Origin of the sequence: Actinosynnema sp. CS-041913, assembly GCF_050942485.1 — a bacterium.
Taxonomy (GTDB): Bacteria; Actinomycetota; Actinomycetes; order Mycobacteriales; family Pseudonocardiaceae; genus Actinosynnema.
In genome coordinates this window covers 1,558,253-1,575,502 of sequence record NZ_CP192037.1, presented here as the reverse complement: position 1 = coordinate 1,575,502, position 17,250 = coordinate 1,558,253, and the positions used below count along the sequence as shown (strand labels likewise).

General features: G+C 70.1%; 11 protein-coding genes. 1 reads left to right on the top strand and 10 read right to left on the bottom strand.

Going from position 1 to position 17,250, the window contains the following annotated elements; genetic code table 11:
• Positions 1-126 precede the first annotated feature (126 nt).
• Both ACQPZF_RS07720 and ACQPZF_RS07715 read right to left on the bottom strand, forming a co-directional pair.
• Positions 127-3,084, bottom strand: coding sequence for a translation initiation factor IF-2 N-terminal domain-containing protein (locus ACQPZF_RS07720; protein ID WP_433269709.1), 2,958 nt, complete (start codon positions 3,082-3,084; stop codon positions 127-129).
• A gap of 177 nt (positions 3,085-3,261) precedes the next feature.
• On the bottom strand, positions 3,262-4,017 hold the full coding sequence (locus tag ACQPZF_RS07715; RefSeq protein WP_433274468.1) for a TIGR03936 family radical SAM-associated protein: 756 nt from the start codon (positions 4,015-4,017) through the stop codon (positions 3,262-3,264).
• Positions 4,018-4,276: 259 nt separating this feature from the next.
• Between ACQPZF_RS07715 and ACQPZF_RS07710 the strand changes: the two genes are divergently transcribed.
• A complete protein-coding gene (locus tag ACQPZF_RS07710) occupies positions 4,277-5,785 on the top strand; it encodes a S8 family peptidase (RefSeq protein WP_433269707.1) in 1,509 nt (502 codons plus the stop codon).
• Positions 5,786-7,476: 1,691 nt separating this feature from the next.
• Here ACQPZF_RS07710 and ACQPZF_RS07705 read toward each other — a convergent pair.
• The 8 genes from ACQPZF_RS07705 to ACQPZF_RS07670 all read right to left on the bottom strand — a co-directional run bounded on the left by ACQPZF_RS07705 (position 7,477) and on the right by ACQPZF_RS07670 (position 17,230).
• On the bottom strand, positions 7,477-9,444 hold the full coding sequence (locus tag ACQPZF_RS07705; RefSeq protein ID WP_433269705.1) for a TIGR03960 family B12-binding radical SAM protein: 1,968 nt from the start codon (positions 9,442-9,444) through the stop codon (positions 7,477-7,479).
• Positions 9,445-9,473: 29 nt separating this feature from the next.
• The gene (locus ACQPZF_RS07700; RefSeq protein WP_433269703.1) at positions 9,474-9,887 is read right to left on the bottom strand and encodes a DoxX family protein; all 414 of its coding nucleotides are present in this window, start codon (positions 9,885-9,887) and stop codon (positions 9,474-9,476) included.
• Between the two features lie 42 nt (positions 9,888-9,929).
• A complete protein-coding gene (locus ACQPZF_RS07695; RefSeq protein WP_433269701.1) occupies positions 9,930-10,766 on the bottom strand; it encodes an ABC transporter permease in 837 nt (278 codons plus the stop codon).
• Positions 10,767-10,769: 3 nt separating this feature from the next.
• Positions 10,770-11,576: an ABC transporter permease gene (locus tag ACQPZF_RS07690; protein WP_433269699.1), complete on the bottom strand. Its 807-nt coding sequence runs from the start codon at positions 11,574-11,576 to the stop codon at positions 10,770-10,772.
• Positions 11,576-12,496: an ABC transporter ATP-binding protein gene (locus ACQPZF_RS07685; protein ID WP_433269697.1), complete on the bottom strand. Its 921-nt coding sequence runs from the start codon at positions 12,494-12,496 to the stop codon at positions 11,576-11,578. The genes ACQPZF_RS07690 and ACQPZF_RS07685 overlap by 1 nt, the downstream gene beginning before the upstream one ends.
• A gap of 255 nt (positions 12,497-12,751) precedes the next feature.
• Positions 12,752-13,162, bottom strand: a complete 411-nt coding sequence (gene ndk, locus ACQPZF_RS07680; RefSeq protein WP_433269695.1) for a nucleoside-diphosphate kinase — start codon at positions 13,160-13,162, stop codon at positions 12,752-12,754.
• 175 nt (positions 13,163-13,337) lie between these two features.
• Entirely contained in the window at positions 13,338-15,584 is a 2,247-nt protein-coding gene (locus ACQPZF_RS07675) for an alpha-amylase family glycosyl hydrolase (RefSeq protein ID WP_433269693.1), read from the bottom strand.
• 122 nt (positions 15,585-15,706) lie between these two features.
• A complete protein-coding gene (locus tag ACQPZF_RS07670; RefSeq protein WP_433269691.1) occupies positions 15,707-17,230 on the bottom strand; it encodes an alkaline phosphatase D family protein in 1,524 nt (507 codons plus the stop codon).
• Positions 17,231-17,250 lie beyond the last annotated feature (20 nt).

Genomic DNA, 17,250 nt, shown 5'->3' with positions numbered 1-17,250 from the left:
GACGGCGGGCCGTGTATCAGGTTACGTGGCGGTGGACTGCGGGGTCAAACCGGGGTCGGTGCGACCTGGTTTCGCAGCTCACCGCCGGTGTGACCCCGGAGTCCCGGGGTCACACCCGACGGCGGATCAGCCTTCTTTGACGACGCCCAGCGGCGGGCCGGCGGGCCGTGAGGCGGCCCGGCGGGTGCGCCGGCGGGTGGCTGCCACGGGCTCGGGGTGGCCGTTCTGCGACTGGTCGGCCGCGTTGGCCTCCGCCGTGCCGACCTGGGTGGGCGGCTGGACGAGGGGCTCGTCCGCGGGCTCGGCCGGTGTGGACGGCGCGGGCTCGGACGGGGCTTCGGCCGCGGCACGAGGTGCGGACTGCTCCGCGGCCGGCACCGGACCGGACTGGACCGGATCCGACTGGGTCGGACCAGCCTGGACCGGGCCTGCGTCAGCCGAGCCAGACCGACGTCGACCCGACCGGGTCGACGCGCGCCCCGTCGAACCGGACTGGGGCTGATCGGAGGGCGCGGAAACCGCCTGGGCGACCGTGTCGGCACCGGACTCGGCGGGCTCGCCGTGCGTCGGGGCCGTCGGCTCGCTGTGGGCGACTGCACGCGGAGTGGCGGGCTGCTCTTGGGCCGGGGCGGTGTCGGCGTGGCCACCGGTGTCGCCGCCGTTGTCGGGGCGGGTCACCGCACCGGCTTCGCGGCGGGCGCGGCGGCGTTGGCGGCGTTCGCGCTTCGGCTCCGTCACCACCTCCTCCTCGACCACGGCCGCGAGCGGCTCGTCCGATGTGGACTGCTCGGTGACCGCCTGGGGCTCCTCGGTCGGCTCGACCACGATCTCGGCCACCGGCTCGGGCGTTTCCGCGCCCTTGCCGCGCCGCGACTTGCGGCTCTGCTGCTGCTGTTGCTGCTGGCCCTGGCTCTGGCCGTTCGACGGGCCGTGCGAGTGGACCGGCTCGGTCGACACGATCAGGCCCCGGCCCCGGCAGTGCTCGCAGGTGGTCGAGTACGCCTCCAGCAGGCCCGTGCCGACCCGCTTGCGGGTCATCTGGACCAGGCCCAGCGACGTCACCTCGGCCACCTGGTGGCGCGTCCGGTCGCGGCCCAGGCACTCCGTCAGCCTGCGCAGCACCAGGTCGCGGTTGGACTCCAGGACCATGTCGATGAAGTCGATCACGATGATGCCGCCGATGTCCCGCAGCCGGAGCTGGCGGACGATCTCCTCCGCCGCCTCCAGGTTGTTGCGGGTCACCGTCTCTTCCAGGTTTCCACCCGATCCGGTGAACTTGCCGGTGTTCACGTCGATGACCGTCATGGCCTCGGTCCGGTCGATCACCAGGTACCCGCCGGACGGCAGCCAGACCTTGCGGTCCAGGGCCTTGAGCAGTTGTTCGTCGATGCGGTGCTCGACGAAGACGTCGCTGTTGCCCACGTGCCGGCGCAGGCGTCCCTGGAGGTCCGGCGCGACGTGGCGGACGTAGGCCTCGATGGTGTCCCACGCGTCCGAACCCTGGACGATGAGCGCCGCGAAGTCCTCGGTGAACAGGTCGCGCACGACCTTGACCAGCAGGTCTGGCTCTTCGTACAGCAACTGCGGAGCCTGGGCCTTGGGTGTGTCGGCCTTCTCCTTGATGACCTGCCACTGCGCCTGGAGGCGCGTCACGTCGCGGCCCAACTCGTCCTCGGCGATGCCCTCCGAGGCGGTGCGGATGATCACGCCCGCGTCCTCGGGGACGACGCGCTTGAGGATGTCCTTGAGGCGCTTGCGCTCGTTGTCGGGCAGCTTGCGGCTGATGCCCGTCGCGCCGCCGCCCGGCACGTACACCAGGAACCGGCCGGGCAGGCTGATCTGCGTGGTCAGCCGGGCGCCCTTGTGGCCGACCGGGTCCTTGGTGACCTGCACCAGGACGCTGTCGCCGGAGGAGAGCGCCTGCTCGATCTTGCGGGCCTTGCCCTCCAGGCCGGCCGCGTCCCAGTCGACCTCGCCCGCGTACAGGACGGCGTTGCGCCCGCGGCCGATGTCGATGAACGCCGCCTCCATGGACGGCAGCACGTTCTGCACGCGGCCCAGGTAGACGTTGCCGACCAGGGAGCCGCTGCCCGACGAGGTGACGAAGTGCTCCACGAGCACGCCGTCCTCCAGCACACCGATCTGCGTGCGCTCGCCGCGCTCGCGCACCACCATGGTGCGCTCGACGGCTTCGCGGCGGGCCAGGAACTCGGCCTCGGACAGCACCGGGGCACGACGGCGGCCGGCCTCGCGGCCATCCCGGCGGCGCTGGCGCTTGGCCTCCAGCCGGGTCGAGCCGCGCACGCTGCGCACCTCGCTCTGGGCGGCCTCGGAGTCGGCCTTGTCGTCGCGCGCGTCGCGGACCTCGCGGACGTGCACGACCGTGTTGGGCGGGTCGTCCTCGCCGGGGGCAGCTTCTTCGTCCGCGCCCACCTTGCGGCGGCGACGGCGACGGCGACGACGGCTGGTGCCCCCGTCCGAGTCCTCGTCCGCGGGGCCTTCGTCCTCGGCGGGGACCTCCTCGGCCTCCGCCGCGGCCGGCTCCTCGCCGGACTCGTCCTCGCCGTGCCCGTCCTCGCCCACGCCCTTGCCGCGACCGCGGCCACGCCGGCCACGACGACGGCGGCGGCGGCCTTCGCCCTCGTCACCGGCGTCGTCGGCGGACGCGTCGTCGGCGTGCTCATCCTCGGGTTCCTCCTCCGCCGCGGCCGGCGCCGGGGCGACGACCGGGGCGGGCGGCAGGAACACCGCGGACGGCGGAGCGAACAGCGGTGTGAGAGCGGTCACCTCGCGGGCCGGCACGGCCGGTTCCTCGGTGGCTTCGTCGACGTCCCCGGTGACGATGTCGTCCCAGTTCAGCAGGCTCTCGGCGACCTTGATCGCCAGGTCGCGGCTCACGCTCGACTGGGCGCCCTTGACGGTCTCGCCCAGATCGGCGAGCGCCGCCACGACGTCCTTGCTGCTGGTGCCCAGCAGCTTCGCCAGCGCGTGCACCCTCAGTTTGTCCGGCAGATCCGCCAGTGCGGGGTGTGCGGATGTGGCGTTACCCCCGCCGGCGCCGGCGGGCTTGTTCGTGTTCGACATGCAGCTCCTCCGCCCCCGGGCGCGTCTTGGGCGACGCGGCCGCGCAGGGGCCTCTCTTGTCCACTCACCGCCGCGGCTGGCGGCGGGAATCCTTTGCCTCGCGCTGTGCGCATGGCACAGCAGGTCCTCAATATCTCCCGCGACGACGCCGTCAGCGCCGCTCCGGCGGCAGTCCGGTCAGACCTCCGCCACCCGGTCAGGGGCCAGCGGGTCGACCAAACGGCCTTCTTCGTCGAGCCGCCCCTGCGCCATCCGGGTCGCCTTCGCGGGCACCGGCGGAACCAGGTCGGCGACGACTCGGAGCGCGCTCAGCACGTCGTCGGGTCGAACGGTAGGTGTTGTCTGCCGTACGACCGTAACGAGTATCCCACACGGTTGTGACAAATCCCGTGCATCGTGTCCCGCGTCGCTCGAATGCGTCCGGACGTGCGTCGGCTCGTGCTCCGTCCGAGCACGGAGCCGCACCTCGGCGGAGACCACCGCCGGCCGGACGTCGATCACCTTCCTGCCGTCCTTGGTGAGCCGTTCCACCTCGACCGACTCGGCCGCGAGGAACGCCGTCACGGCTTCGGTCAGCCGTTCGGGTGAAACGCCGGGCAGTTCCACCTGCCAGGCGCTGGCCTCGATGCGCTCGGGAAGTGTCCCACCCGCCGCCTCCACCACTTCCACCACGTCCAGGCCGGGCGGCAGCACGGCGTCCAGCGCGGTCCGCAGCGCGGCCGGGTCGACCCGGTCCACGACCTGGACCTCGACGTATTCGGCTTCGCTGGCCACGCCGGTGGGTGCGGCGCCGACCCAGGACACCTTCGGGTGAGGGCTGAAGCCCTGGGAGTAGGCCATCGGCACACCGGCCCGCCGGAGCGCGCGCTCGAAGGTGCGGGCGATGTCACGGTGTGAGGTGAACCGCAACCGTCCGCGTTTGGCGTACCGCAGCCGGAGCTTCTGGACCGGTGCGGCCGACGGGTTGGGCTGCTGCTGGCGGCTCAGTGCTACTCCCTTGGGTACCGGGTTGGGTTCCGTGGGGGTAAGCATCCCAACGGTCCACGCTTCTACTCCAGCAGGACGGTACCTTGGTGGCCTTCGACACCGTTGAGCTTGTCTGGTTCGGCCCGCCTGGCTACCGTCCGGCGACAGAGGTCCCATTGACGGAGGCCGCCGCGATCAACCGGCAGCCCAGCACTGGAGGTCCCCCGTGCCTCTGCTCCGCCGCGTCCAAGCGGTCGCGGTCAGCGCGGCGCTGCTCGCGACCGGCTGCCTCGCAACGTCCGCGCACGCCGCCGTGCCGGAGGGCGAGGACGCCGCCGTCTCCGACTGCATCCAGCCGGGTCCGACGCTGCGCTACCTGGTCGTGCTGGACGCCGGCACCAGCGAGCCGCTGGCCAACGCGTTGATCGCCGCCGCGTGCGGCACCACCACCGGCTACTACCCGCAGATCGGCGTGGCCGTGGCGGTCTCCGCCGACCCCGGTTTCGGCCGCAAGATCGGCCTGGACCGGTCCTACAGCGCCCAGGCGGACGGCCTGTCCAAGCGCACCGGCGCGCCCGCCCGGAAGAAGGACGACGAGACCTCGAGCACCCGATCGTCCGCGACCGGCGCGGCCGACCGCACCGCCGAGCAGTGGGACATGGAGCTGATCCGGGCCGCCGAGGCGCACGCGATCAGCAAGGGCAGCCGGGACGTGGTGGTCGGCGTGCTCGACTCGGGCATCGACCGCACGCACCCGGACCTGGTCGGCGCGCTGGACCCGACCTTGTCGGCGGGCTGCACGACGGGCGTGCCGGACCCCGCGCCGGCCGCGTGGTCGCCGACGACGTCCGCGCACGGCACCCACGTCGCGGGCACGATCGCCGCCTCCGACGACGGGCTGGGCACGACTGGTGTCGCGCCGGGCGTGCGGATCGCGTCGGTGAAAGTGGTGGACGACACGGGATTCATCTACCCCGAGTACGCGGTGTGCGGGTTCATGTGGGCCGCCGCGAACGGCATGACCATCACCAACAACAGCTACTTCATCGACCCGTGGGTGTTCACCTGCCAGAACAAAGTGGGTCAGGCAGTCGTATACGAGGCCGTGCGCCGGGCGGTGGAGCACGCGAACAAGCGGGGTGTCCTGACGGTCGCGGCGGCGGGCAACGGCGCCGCTGACCTGACCAAGCCGGCCACGGACGCACAGAGTCCCACCAACGCGGCCCCGGAGGACGTGAAACCACGTCCGGTGGACAGCACGTGTCTGGTGCTGCCGGCTCAACTGCGGAACGTGGTGGCCGTGTCGTCGGTCGGCGCGAACAAGGTGAAGGCCGGGTACAGCTCGTACGGGCTGGGCGCGGTGGACGTGACGGCGCCGGGTGGCGATCGCAAGCAGCAGCCGGACGAGGGCCAGGCGTGCGTGCTGTCGACCGTGCCGGCGGGCTACGACTACTCGTGCGGCACGTCCATGGCCGCGCCGCACGTGTCGGGTGTCGCGGCGCTACTCGCGTCGACGCACCCGGAGGCGACGGCGGGCGAGCTGAGCCGGATGCTGAACTCGCAGGCGGAGACCCTCCCCTGTCCTGCCGACTACGATCTCAACGGCACGGGTGTCCAGGACGCCTACTGCACCGGGTACTCGGAGTACAACGGCTTTTACGGCCACGGCTTGGTCAACGCCGAGGAAGCGGTGAAAGGCGGCCAGACCGAGGACGGCGGCAGGGGTAGCAATTAGCGGCGGCGGCGCAGCTTGTCGGCGCGGCCGGTGATGCCGAACTTTGCGGTACGCCCCGGCCACGGTCCTTTGGGTGAGGAACCTCGGCGATCTGGCGGTTTGGTCAGTCCCTGCACGGCCATGCCTGCGGCCCGCTTCTCCATGTTGGGTCAGGCCGTGCACGGTGTCTCACGGTGGCCGGTTCGCACATCTGTAGTTCTTCGGGTTGAGGAGCGCGCGGGGTACGGGTTCGTCGGTGGTTAGGCCGACGGGGATCGGCGCGGTGCCCATGGCGCGCGCACCGTGAGCGCCTGTCATCGCAGGATCGCCCGACTGTCCATTGTAGATGATTCGAGTTTTTGACCGCATACTCCTACGACACGTCTTGTTCCTGGGAGCTGAGTCTCGAGTTGCAGCCAATGGAGAGCGCGAGGCGTTGTAGCGGGCTCAGCAGCATGGTGACGGCTTCTCCGGCGTCGTCGGCGTGCGCAGGAGCGTCGCGGAGCAGCGCCATGCCCGCTGGCTGAACCGGAACGTGACGTGCACCCGTTCCTGTTGCACGGCAAGGCGTTTCGTCGAATGGGAGGCGTTCTTTCGTGGGGTAGCGGAATCTTCAGCCAACTAGGGACTGGCCGGTGGTTGAGCAGAGCGCCACGGCCGGTGGCGGGCCCGGTGCTCTCGCGTGCGGGCATCTGCAGCCATGGGGGCGCCGCCGTGGGATATCGCGGGTCGGTACCGAAGGGAGCGAATGGCCACCGAAGTGACCTGGATGGGATGACGCGAATTTTACCCACCGTAGAGAGCCGTGGACGAGCTTCGGCCAGACTTCGTGGTGAATTACCGGTCATGCAGTGCCAGGCACAACGCGCGGATCACTCTTTCATGGTTCCTGAATGCCGCCCAGCCGAATTCGTTCGACGCGCACAGGCCGATTGCACACTCCGACACAGATCTGACCTACAGTTCCACTCGTGCAAGGCGCGACGAAGGATCTTCATGGCGTTGTAAAAGCGACTTCACGATATCCTCGGGAATTCCCAGCACTTGCGTGACTTCGCGGATCGTCCGTTTGCGCACGTAGGTTCCGTAGATCGCGGCACGGTGCCCTCACCAAGTCGGCTCATTACGTCGGTGATCACCATGATGGACAGGCGTTGCTCGGTCTCGTCCTCGGTGCCGATGACGTCTGCCTGGTCAACTCGACTTCTTACGGTCTGAACTGACTGCTGCGCCAGCCGTCGATGACGATCCGACGAGCGACAGTGAGCAGCCAGCCGCGCAGCATGTGGGGTGACGGACGAGGGTCTCGGCGTTCTGCCACGCCCGGATGAGGTCTCCTGGACAACGTCTGCGGCGCATTGCCGATCATCGGTCAGGCCAAGCACGTGGACGAACAAAAATCCTCTGAACTACTCGTACAGCTAGATGACTAGTTGTATGCTGCGCCGCCGTTGATCGTCCGGCCACGCTCCACCCAGGGATTCATGGAGTACCAAGTCTCACGGAAGTTCACGCCGGTGGCTGCGTTGTTGGGGGCGGCCGTCGTGGGGGCTGTGTGGATGGTTGGGGCACGCGTTGGGCGGGCGATTGGGTAACGGGGTGGATGGATGGTGGGGTTGGTGGTGGTTCGCGCGGGTTCGTTGTCTCACCGAGTGGTGGGAGTGGGGTTTGCGTACTGGTTTTGGGGGATCTTCACCTGAAGGTGTGGTGGGTCAGGTTGTTGTTGTCAGGGTTGGGTTGCGTGTCGGGGAGCCCTTGCCTACCGGGGAGATCGGCAGCAGCGTTCGGCCGGTTGGGCCTACTTCGATGTCCGTGCCCATTGCCGGGCACACTCCGCAGTCGAAGCACGGGGTCCAGCGGCAGTCGTCTTGTTCTCGTTCGTCCAGCGCGTCTTGCCAGTCGGCCCAGAGCCATTCCTTGTCCAGGCCCGAGTCCAGGTGGTCCCAGGGCAGGACCTCCAGTTCCTCGCGTTCGCGCGTGGTGAACCAGGCCAGGTCTACGCCCAGCGGTGGCAGTTCCGCCTCGGCGGCAGCTACCCAGCGCTCGTACGAGAAGTGTTCCGACCAGCCGTCGAAACGGCCGCCTTCGCGCCACACGCGTTCGATGACCCGGCCGATCCGGCGGTCTCCTCGGGACAGCAAGCCCTCGATCAGGGACGGCTGTCCGTCGTGGTACCTCATGCCGATGTTGCGGCCCAGTGCCCGGTCCGAGTTGACGGCCTCGCGCAGTTTGCGCAGTCGACTGTCCACTGTGGCCGGATCGCACTGTGCCGCCCACTGGAACGGGGTGTGGGGTTTCGGGACGAAGCCGCCGATCGAGATGGTGCACCTGATGTCCTTACGGCCGCTCACCTCCCGGCCCGCGCGGATGACGTTCTTCGCCATTTCGGCGATTTGCAGGACGTCGTCGTCGGTTTCGGTGGGCAGGCCGCACATGAAGTAGAGCTTCACCTGGCGCCAGCCCGCTCCGAACGCCGCGCTGACGGTGCGGATCAGGTCCTCTTCGGACACCATCTTGTTGATCACTCGCCGGATGCGTTCGCTGCCGCCTTCCGGTGCGAACGTCAAACCTGAGCGGCGGCCGTTGCGGGACAGTTCGTTGGCCAGGTCGATGTTGAACGCGTCGACCCTGGTGCTCGGCAGCGACAGGCTGGTGTTGGTGCCCTCGTAGCGGTCCGCCAAGCCCTTGGTGATCTCGGCGATTTCCGAGTGGTCCGCGCTCGACAGGGACAGCAGGCCCACTTCTTCGAAGCCGGTCGCCTCCAGGCCGCGCTGCACCATCGCGCCGATGCCCTCGATCGAGCGTTCGCGCACCGGACGGGTGATCATGCCCGCCTGGCAGAAGCGGCAGCCTCGGGTGCAGCCCCGGAAGATCTCGACGCTCATCCGCTCGTGCACGGACTCGGCCAGCGGCACCAGCGGCTGCTTCGGGTACGGCCACGCGTCCAAGTCCATCGTGGTCCGCTTGAACACCCGGTACGGCACGCGTTCGCGGTTCGGCACCACGCGTTGGATGCGGCCGTCGGGCAGGTATTCGACGTCGTAGAACCTCGGCACGTAGACGCCGCCGGTCTCGGCGAGGCGGGTCAGGATCTCGTCCCTGCCGCCCGGCTTGCCTTCGGCCTTCCACGTCCGGACGAGGTCGGTGATCTCCAGGACGGCTTCCTCGCCGTCGCCCAGCACCGCCGCGTCGACGAACGGCGAGATCGGTTCCGGGTTGAACGCCGCGTGTCCGCCGGCCACTACGATCGGGTGGTCTTCGGTGCGGTCCGCCGCGTGGATCGGGATGTCCGCCAGGTCGAGGGCGGTGAGCAGGTTCGTGTAGCCGAGTTCGGTGGCGAAGCTGACGCCGAGCAGGTCGAACGCCTTGACCGGCCGGTGCGAGTCCACGGTGAACTGCGGCACGCCATGTTCGCGCATCAGCCGTTCGAGGTCGGGCCACACCGCGTAGGTCCGCTCCGCCAGCACGTCCGGCTGCTCGTTGAGGACCTCGTACAGGATCATGACGCCCTGGTTGGGCAGCCCGACCTCGTAGGCGTCCGGGTACATCAGGGACCACCGCACGGTGGCGGCGTCCCAGTCTTTGACGGTCGCGTTGAGCTCCCCGCCGACGTACTGCACCGGCTTGGACACCCTCGGCAGCAGGGGCTCCAACGCGGGGAAGACCGACTCGACACTCACGGTTTCCAGGGTAACGGCACCGCCGACGGCTAACCGAACAGTGGTCCGGTAATGGTGAGGCCCAGTTCGGAGCCGGGGCCCGCGTAGATGCCGAAGAACAGCAGGGCCGCGCCGGCCAGCGACACGTCCTTGTTGAACTGGATCATCTCCTGCTGCTTGGCCTGCGGGTCGGTCTGCGTCCAGAAGTTGTGCATCAGGAACGCCGTGGGCAGCAGGAACAGCGCGAGCAGCAGGGCACCGAGGTCCGCCCACACGCCGAGCAGCACCATCAGGCCGCCCACGATCATCACGGCGCCGCTGGCCTGCGTGGCGAGTTTGGGTGAGGGGACGTTCTTCGACGCGGCGTAGCCGGCCATGGCCTCGGTCTGGGTGAAGTGGCCCATCGCCGACCCGAAGAACAAGAGCACGAACAGGATCCGGCCGATCAGTGCGATCACGTCCATAACGACCTCCTGGTTGTGAGGTTCGTCCAGTGTTCAACCGGCTCAGGCTGTGAGCAACCGCCCGAGCCGGCGAGCTGCGATCAGTACCCCGATCGTGGCCATGACGACGAAGTACGCGACGTGCCCGAGCGCGCTCCAGCCGACGAAACCCGTGGTCAGGGCTCTTACCAACTCGATCGCGTGGTACAGCGGGGTCCACTGGACGATCGTCTGGAGGAACGGCGGGTAGACCGACAGCGGGTAGAACGTCGAGGAGAACAGGAACAGCGGCAGCACGAACACTTGGACCAGGTCGAAGTCCTGCCACGACCGCATGAACGTCGTCCCCGCCATGCCGACCGCCGCGAACGCCAGCGCCACCAGCAGGCACACGGGTAGCACGAGCAGCGCCCACCACGACGTGATCAGGCCGAACGCGAGCATCACGACCAGGAAACCGGCCGAGTACAGGCCGCCGCGCAGCAGCGCCCAGGTCGCCTCCCCGACCGCGATGTCGACCGGCCCCAGCGGCGTAGCCAGCATCGCCTCGTACAGGCGGGCGTACTTGAACTTGTAGAACAGGTTGTAGGTGGCGTCGAACACCGCGCCGTTCATCGCCGACGCCGCGAGCAGGGCGGGCGCGACGAACGCCGGGTACGTCATCGGACCGCCGGGGCCCTCGACCGCGCTGACCAGGGCCCCGAAGCCGAAACCGAGCGAAAGCAGGAAGAACAGCGGCTCGAAGAACCCGGAGACGACCGACAGCCAGGCCCGCCGGTTGACCAGGTAGGAGCGTTCCACCAGCACGTGCGACCGCCCCGCGTACAGGCCCGGCGGCACGATCCGGAACAGCAAACCCACGCCGGACTTCGGGGTGGCGCGGTCAAGGGTCCTGGTCATCGGTCACACCGCCAGTCGTCGGTGGAAGAAGCGGCGGCCCAGGACGACACCGAGGACGACCACGGTGGACAGGTAGGCGAGGTGCGCGAGCGCCGGCAGCAGGCTCAACGTGCCGGACGCGGCGCCACGTGCCAGCTCGATGCCGTGCCACGCGGGGGTGAGCCACGCGACCGGGTGCAGCCAGCCGGGCAGTTGGCTGATCGGGAAGAACGCCCCGGTGAACAGCGTCATCGGGATCAGCACGAACCGGTACAGCCCGTTGAACGCGTCCGGCTTCTCCCGGGTGGCCGTGAACGCGACCACGGGCGTGCTGAACGCCATCCCCGCCAGCACCGCGAACGGCACCGCGAGCACCGCCGCCGGACTGGCCACCGCCCCCAATGCCGCCGCGACCAGCAGGAACGCGGCGGAGCCGGCGGTGAGCTTCAGCGCGATCCACAGGAGCTGGCCGTAGAGCACCTGCGCGGGTGTGATCGGTGTGGACACCATGCCGAGGTAGGTCCGCTGCCACTTGAACGCCGAGAACACCGCGTAGGTGGACTCGAACATGGCGCTCTGCACGGCGGCCGTCACGATCAGCGCCGGGGCCAGGAACACGAGGTACCGCAGGCCGCCGGTGGCCTCGCCGGGCTGCACCTGGGAGCCGAACCCCACGCCCATGGCCAGCAGGAACAGCACCGGTTGGACGAAGTTCGAGATCGCCGTCGCCCGCCAGTTGCGGCGGTACCAGGTCCACTGGCCCTCGACCACGAGGAACGCGGCCTTCAGCGGGGTGACTGTCGGCCGGGTGACCGGCGTCCGGGTGGCCATCAGTCCACCAACGTCCGGCCGGTGAGGCGCAGGAACACGTCCTCCAGGGAGCTGCGGCGCACCAGGCTGGACGCCGGCCGCACGCCCCGCGCGTGCGCGGCGGACAGCGCGGCCTCGCCGTCGGACGTGTAGAGCAGGAGCCGGTCAGGCAGCACCTCCACCCGGTCGGCCAGCCCCGTGACCAGGGTCGGGTCCTGCCCGCCGGGCGGGAACCGCAGCTCCAGCACCTCCCGGGTCGAGTAGCGCCGGATCAGCTCGGCGGGCGAGCCCTCGGCCGCGATCCGCCCGCCGTCCATCACCACCAGCCGGTCGCAAAGCTGCTCGGCCTCGTCCATGTAGTGCGTGGTGATGACGAGCGTGACGCCGTTCTGCTTGAGCCGGAACAGCCGGTCCCACAGCAGGTGGCGGGCCTGCGGGTCGAGGCCCGTGGTCGGTTCGTCCAGCACCACCAGGTCCGGGTCGTTGACCAGGGAGCGGGCGATGGTGAGCCGCCGCTTCATGCCGCCGGACAGCGGCTCCACCTCGTCGTCGGCGCGGTCCCCGAGCTGCGCGAAGTCGAGCAGCTCGACGGCCTTGGCGCGGACGTGCGACCGGGACAGCCCGAAGTACCGGCCGTAGACCTCCAGGTTCTGCCGGACGGTCAGCTCGGTGTCCAGGTTGTCGGCCTGCGGCACGACGCCGAGCCGGGCGCGGATCCTCGGACCGTCCCGGTTCGGGTCCATGCCGAGCACGGTCAGCTCACCGCCGGTGCGCGGCGACACGCAGGAGACCATCCGCATGGTGGACGACTTGCCCGCGCCGTTGGGGCCGAGGAAGCCGAACGCCTCGCCCTTCCGGACCTCCACGTCGATGCCGCGGACGGCTTCGAACGTGCCGAAGTGCTTGGTCAGGTTCCTGGCTTCGACGAGGGCGGTGGTCACGGTTCTTCACGTTAGCCAGGGGGTACGACAATTCCGGAGCGGTTTTAGGGTGTGGCGGTGGAGATTCGTCTGGCCTGGCGTTCCGTGGCCGACGAGCGGCTGTGCGCCCGGGTGCACGAGGTGCTGCGCGCGGTGGCGGCGGGCGGGGCCGTCAGCCGGCAGTCGCCGCCGAGCCGGGCCGGGACCGGGTCCACCCAGCGTCCGAAGACGCGGAACGGCCCGGACCGCGATGTGGTCCGGGCCGTTCGGGCAGGCTCAGAGGTTGGGGAACCAGAGCTTGATCTCGCGCTCGGCGGACTCCGGCGAGTCCGACCCGTGGACCAGGTTGAACTGGACCTCCAGGCCGAAGTCGCCCCGGATCGTGCCCGGCGTCGCCTTGTCCACCGGGTCCGTGCCGCCCGCCAACTGGCGGAACGCCGAGATGGCACGGGTGCCCTCCACGACCAGCGCCACGAGCGGGCCGCCGGTGATGAACTCCACCAGGTCGCCGAAGAACGACTTGCCGTCGTGCTCGGCGTAGTGCTGCTCGGCGGTCGCGCGGTCCACGGTGCGCAGTTCGAGGGCGGCCAGGGTGAGGCCCTTGCGCTCGATGCGGGAGATGACCTCGCCGACCAGGCCCCGGCTGACGCCGTCGGGCTTGACCAGGACCAGGGTGCGCTCGCTCACGGCCGTCGGTGCTCCTTCGTACGAGTTCTTGCAGGAAAAGTCGCGACGGGTGAAGAGTAGCCGGAGGTGCGACAGTGCCCGCCGTGACCACCGAGGAGTCGCATCTCGGCTCCACGCTCACGGGGCCGCCGTAGTGGCGCTCCCTCTTCCCCCGTTCGAGCACATAGCGGCCGATTCACTCGCCACTGCGGTCCCGCTCGTCGGCGCCGCGCGTGTCGCCAAGTCGGAACTGACCCGGTCCAGTGGTACAGCGTCCAGTCCGAAGCCACCGGGCGGGTTGCACGGGCGGCGCGGCCACCAGCGTCAGCTCGGCGCCGTCCGCGCCCGGCGAACCCGCCGAATCCTTGGCCACGACCCGGATCTCCACCTTCTTGCCCACCGCCGCCCCGGGCAGTCGCGCCAGGTCGGCGAACACCCGGTACGGCGCGGTGTCGTCGGTGCCGAGGACGGTCCAGTCGGCGGAGCCCGCCACCTTCGCCGCGAACGTGGCCTGCGCGAAGGGCGACGTGACGCCGTCCGCCCGCAGCTCCACCCGGTCGTCCAGCACGGTGCCGGCCGGCGGGACGACCAGCGTCGGCGTGGGCGGGGAGGCCGCCAACCGGCTCGGAGCCTTGAGCACCAACGCCGACAGCGGCGGCACGGTGATCCGGACCCTGCCGCCCACGGCCGCGATCACAGCGCCGGCGGCAGGCCACACCGGGCGCAGCGCCGCACTGGCCACCGGCACGTCGACCGACGCGGCGGACGTGTCCGCGTTGGCCACCACCAGGTGCTCGGTCTGCTCGGCCGCACCCACCCGGCTGAACGCGATCACGTCACCGGAGGCGTACCGCAGGGTCTGGTTCCCCTTGCGCCACACCGGGTCCGAGTCGACGAACGACGCCAGGCCCCGCAACTGCCGGTACAGCGGGTGGTCGACGGAGAAGTTGTCCACCGCGCCCGTCCGGTCACTGCCGACCAGGTCCTCGGCCGCGTACTCGGGTGTGCGCGAGGCGAACATGTCCTGCCGTGCCAGCTTGTCGCCGCCGCCACCGGCGAAACCCTGCTCGTCGCCGTAGTACACCACCGGATTCCCACGCCACAGGTACATCAGGGCGTTGCCGAGCTTCAGGCGTGCCAACAGCTCGGCCTCGCTCAGACCGGGCCGGTTCTGCCGCACCATCCACGCGATGCGGCCCATGTCGTGGTTGCCCAGGAACGTCGGCAGCGACGAGGCGTTGGAGTCCGCGTCGGTGTACCGGTCGTCGTCCACCAGCACCTCGCCCAGCCGCGCCGAACCACGTCCGGACAGGAAGGACGCCGCGCCGCTCTGGAACGGGAAGTCCAGGGCCGCCTGCATCCCGCCCGTGGTGGTGTAGCGGGAGGTGACCGCCGGGTCCGCGTCGAACACCTCGCCGAACACGAAGAAGTCCTTCTTGCCGCGGCGCTCCGCGTACTTCTTCACGTGGGGCGCAAGCGCTTGCCAGAATTCCAGGTTCACGTGCTTGACCGTGTCGACGCGGTAGCCGTCGATACCGAGGGTGTCGATCCAGTTGGTGAAGATGCGCTTCATACCCGCCACGACGGCGGGGTGTTCGGTCATGAGGTCGTCCAAGCCGAAGAAGTCGCCGTACTCGTTGGACTCGCCGCTGAACGTCGAGTCGCCCCGGTTGTGGTAGAGCGCCGGGTCGTTGAGCCAGTCCGGTGTCTTCCGACCGCGCACCACGGGCGTGTAGGGGGCGGTCAGCTTCGGGAAGTCCTTCTGCCCGGCGATGGCGGCGATGTCGACGGGCCGCCCCTCGGGGTCCAGGTACGGCACCGCGTCCGTGGACACGTAGTCGTGCCTGCCCTCGGCGTAGTCGATCAGGTCGGCGGTGTGGTTGGCGACGATGTCGAAGAACACCTTGATCCCGCGACGGTGCGCGTCCCGGATCAGCCGCCGCATGTCGTTCGTGGTCCCGAAATGCGGGTCGAGCGAGGTGAAGTCGGTGGTCCAGTAGCCGTGGTAGCCGGCGGACGCGTCCGCGCCGGAGCCCTGCACCCAGCGGTTGCGGAACACCGGGGTCAGCCAGAGGGCCGTGACGCCCATGCCGTCCAGGTAGTCGATCCTGCCACGCAGGCCTTCGAGGTCGCCGCCGTGGTAGAAGCCCTTGTCGGACGGGTCGAAACCGGTCTTCAGCCGATCCCGGTCGGCCGATCCGCCATGGTCGTTGCGGAGGTCGCCGTTGGCGAACCGGTCGGGCATCGCGAAGTAGAACCGCTCGCCCGCGAGGTCGGTGCGCAACGCGTCCTTGGCCAGCACGCGGTCGCCCGGACGCACACCGGGTGCAAGGTCTGTCACCGCGCCGACCGCCAGACGTTCAGCGGGAGCGGCGGCGGCGGGCAGCGTCGGGGTCAGCAGACCGCCGACCAGCAGAGCGACCAGTCCCAGACGGCGACGCATGGGCGACCTCCCTGTCGCAAGGACTTGCGAGCCCTCGCCCGGCGCCGGACCGGGCGAGGGCTCACCGAACCACGACGATCTCGGGCCGACAAGCCGCCGAAGGGCGAAACCCTTGCAGGTGCTTACCGGCGCTGCGGCTGCAAGGTCTTCGACCACAGCGAAGCGCCCGTGGCGTCGCGCAGCCACACGGTCAGCTCGCCGTGCCGTGTCACCTCCACCTCGCCGAAGTGCTGGAACCCGTCCAGCGGCGAGGTGTTCGCGGCCGGCGGGGCGTGCACGAAGACCGCCTCCGGGCCGAACGTCGGGTCCAGCGTGTTCGGCCCGAACGCCCCCGCATGCGCCGGCCCCGACACGAACTCCCAGAACGGGTCGAAGTCGCCCACCGCCGCCCGCGCGGGCGAGTAGTGGTGCGCCGCCGTGTAGTGCACGTCCGCCGTCAGCCACACGGTGTTGCGCACCCGGCGCCTCCGAAGCTCCCGCAGCACCCAGGCCAACTCGTGCTCACGCCCACCGGGCGCACCCGGCAGGCCGTTCGCCACGCCCTCGATGTCCGCCCCGTCCGGCACGGTCAGCCCGATCGGCAGGTCGGCGGCGATGATCTTCCACGTGGCCCGCGACCGGTCCAGCGACTCGACCAGCCACCGCGCCTGCCGGTCCCCCAGCACGTGCCCGGCGCCGTCGCGCGGGGCGTTGTTGGCGTCCTTGTACGACCGCATGTCCAGGATGAACACCTCGACGTGCTGCCCGTACGGGAACTTCCGGTACACGCGCCCGTCGACCGCCTGCCGGGGGTCGATCGGCTGCCACTCGTGGAACGCCTGGAACGCCCGCGCCGCCAGCACGTCCACCCGCTTCTCGGTGTACTGCGGCAGGTCCAGAATCTCGCCCGGGTACCAGTTGTTGACCACCTCGTGGTCGTCCCACTGCACGAAGGCGGGCACGTCCGCGGCGAACGAGCGGTACTTCGGGTCGATCAGGTTGTACGCGAACTGGCCCCGGTACTCGTCCAGCGTCTCGGCGACCTTCAGCTTCTCCGGCGTCACGGTGTTGCGCCAGATCCGCCCGTCGGGCAGCGTCACGGACTCCTGCAACGGCCCGTCCGCGTACACCGTGTCGCCGCTGTTGATGAAGAAGTCCGGCCGGCGCGCGGCCATCGCGCCGAAGAGCGGCATACCGCCCAGGTCGGGGTTGCTGCCCCAGCCCTGCCCCGCCACATCGCCGGACCACGTGAACCGCACGTCCTCACGCCCGAGCGGCGCGGTGCGGAAGCTGCCGACCACGGCCTCGCTGCGGGCGCGGCCGTCCAGGTCCTCGGCCACCACGCGGTAGTGCGCGCGGCGGCCCGGTGGCAGGCCGCGCAGCCGCAGCTTGCCGGTGCCGCCCGTGGCCGGCGTGAGCACGGGGCCGCGCAGGCGGCGGGCGTGCCGGAACGACGGGTCCGACGACACCTCCACCAGCATCCGCGCCGGGCGGTCCGCCCGCGTCCACACCAGGCCGCCGTCGAACGTCACGTCACCGGACTGCACGCCGTGCGTGAGCACGGGCCTGCCCGAAGCCGCCGGCGCAACACCGGGCACGAACGCCGCCGCCGTGCCGAACGCTCCGGCGCGCAGCAGCGTCCGCCGGTTCACCACACCATCGGTCATGGCGGGTTTGTAGCCGCCGA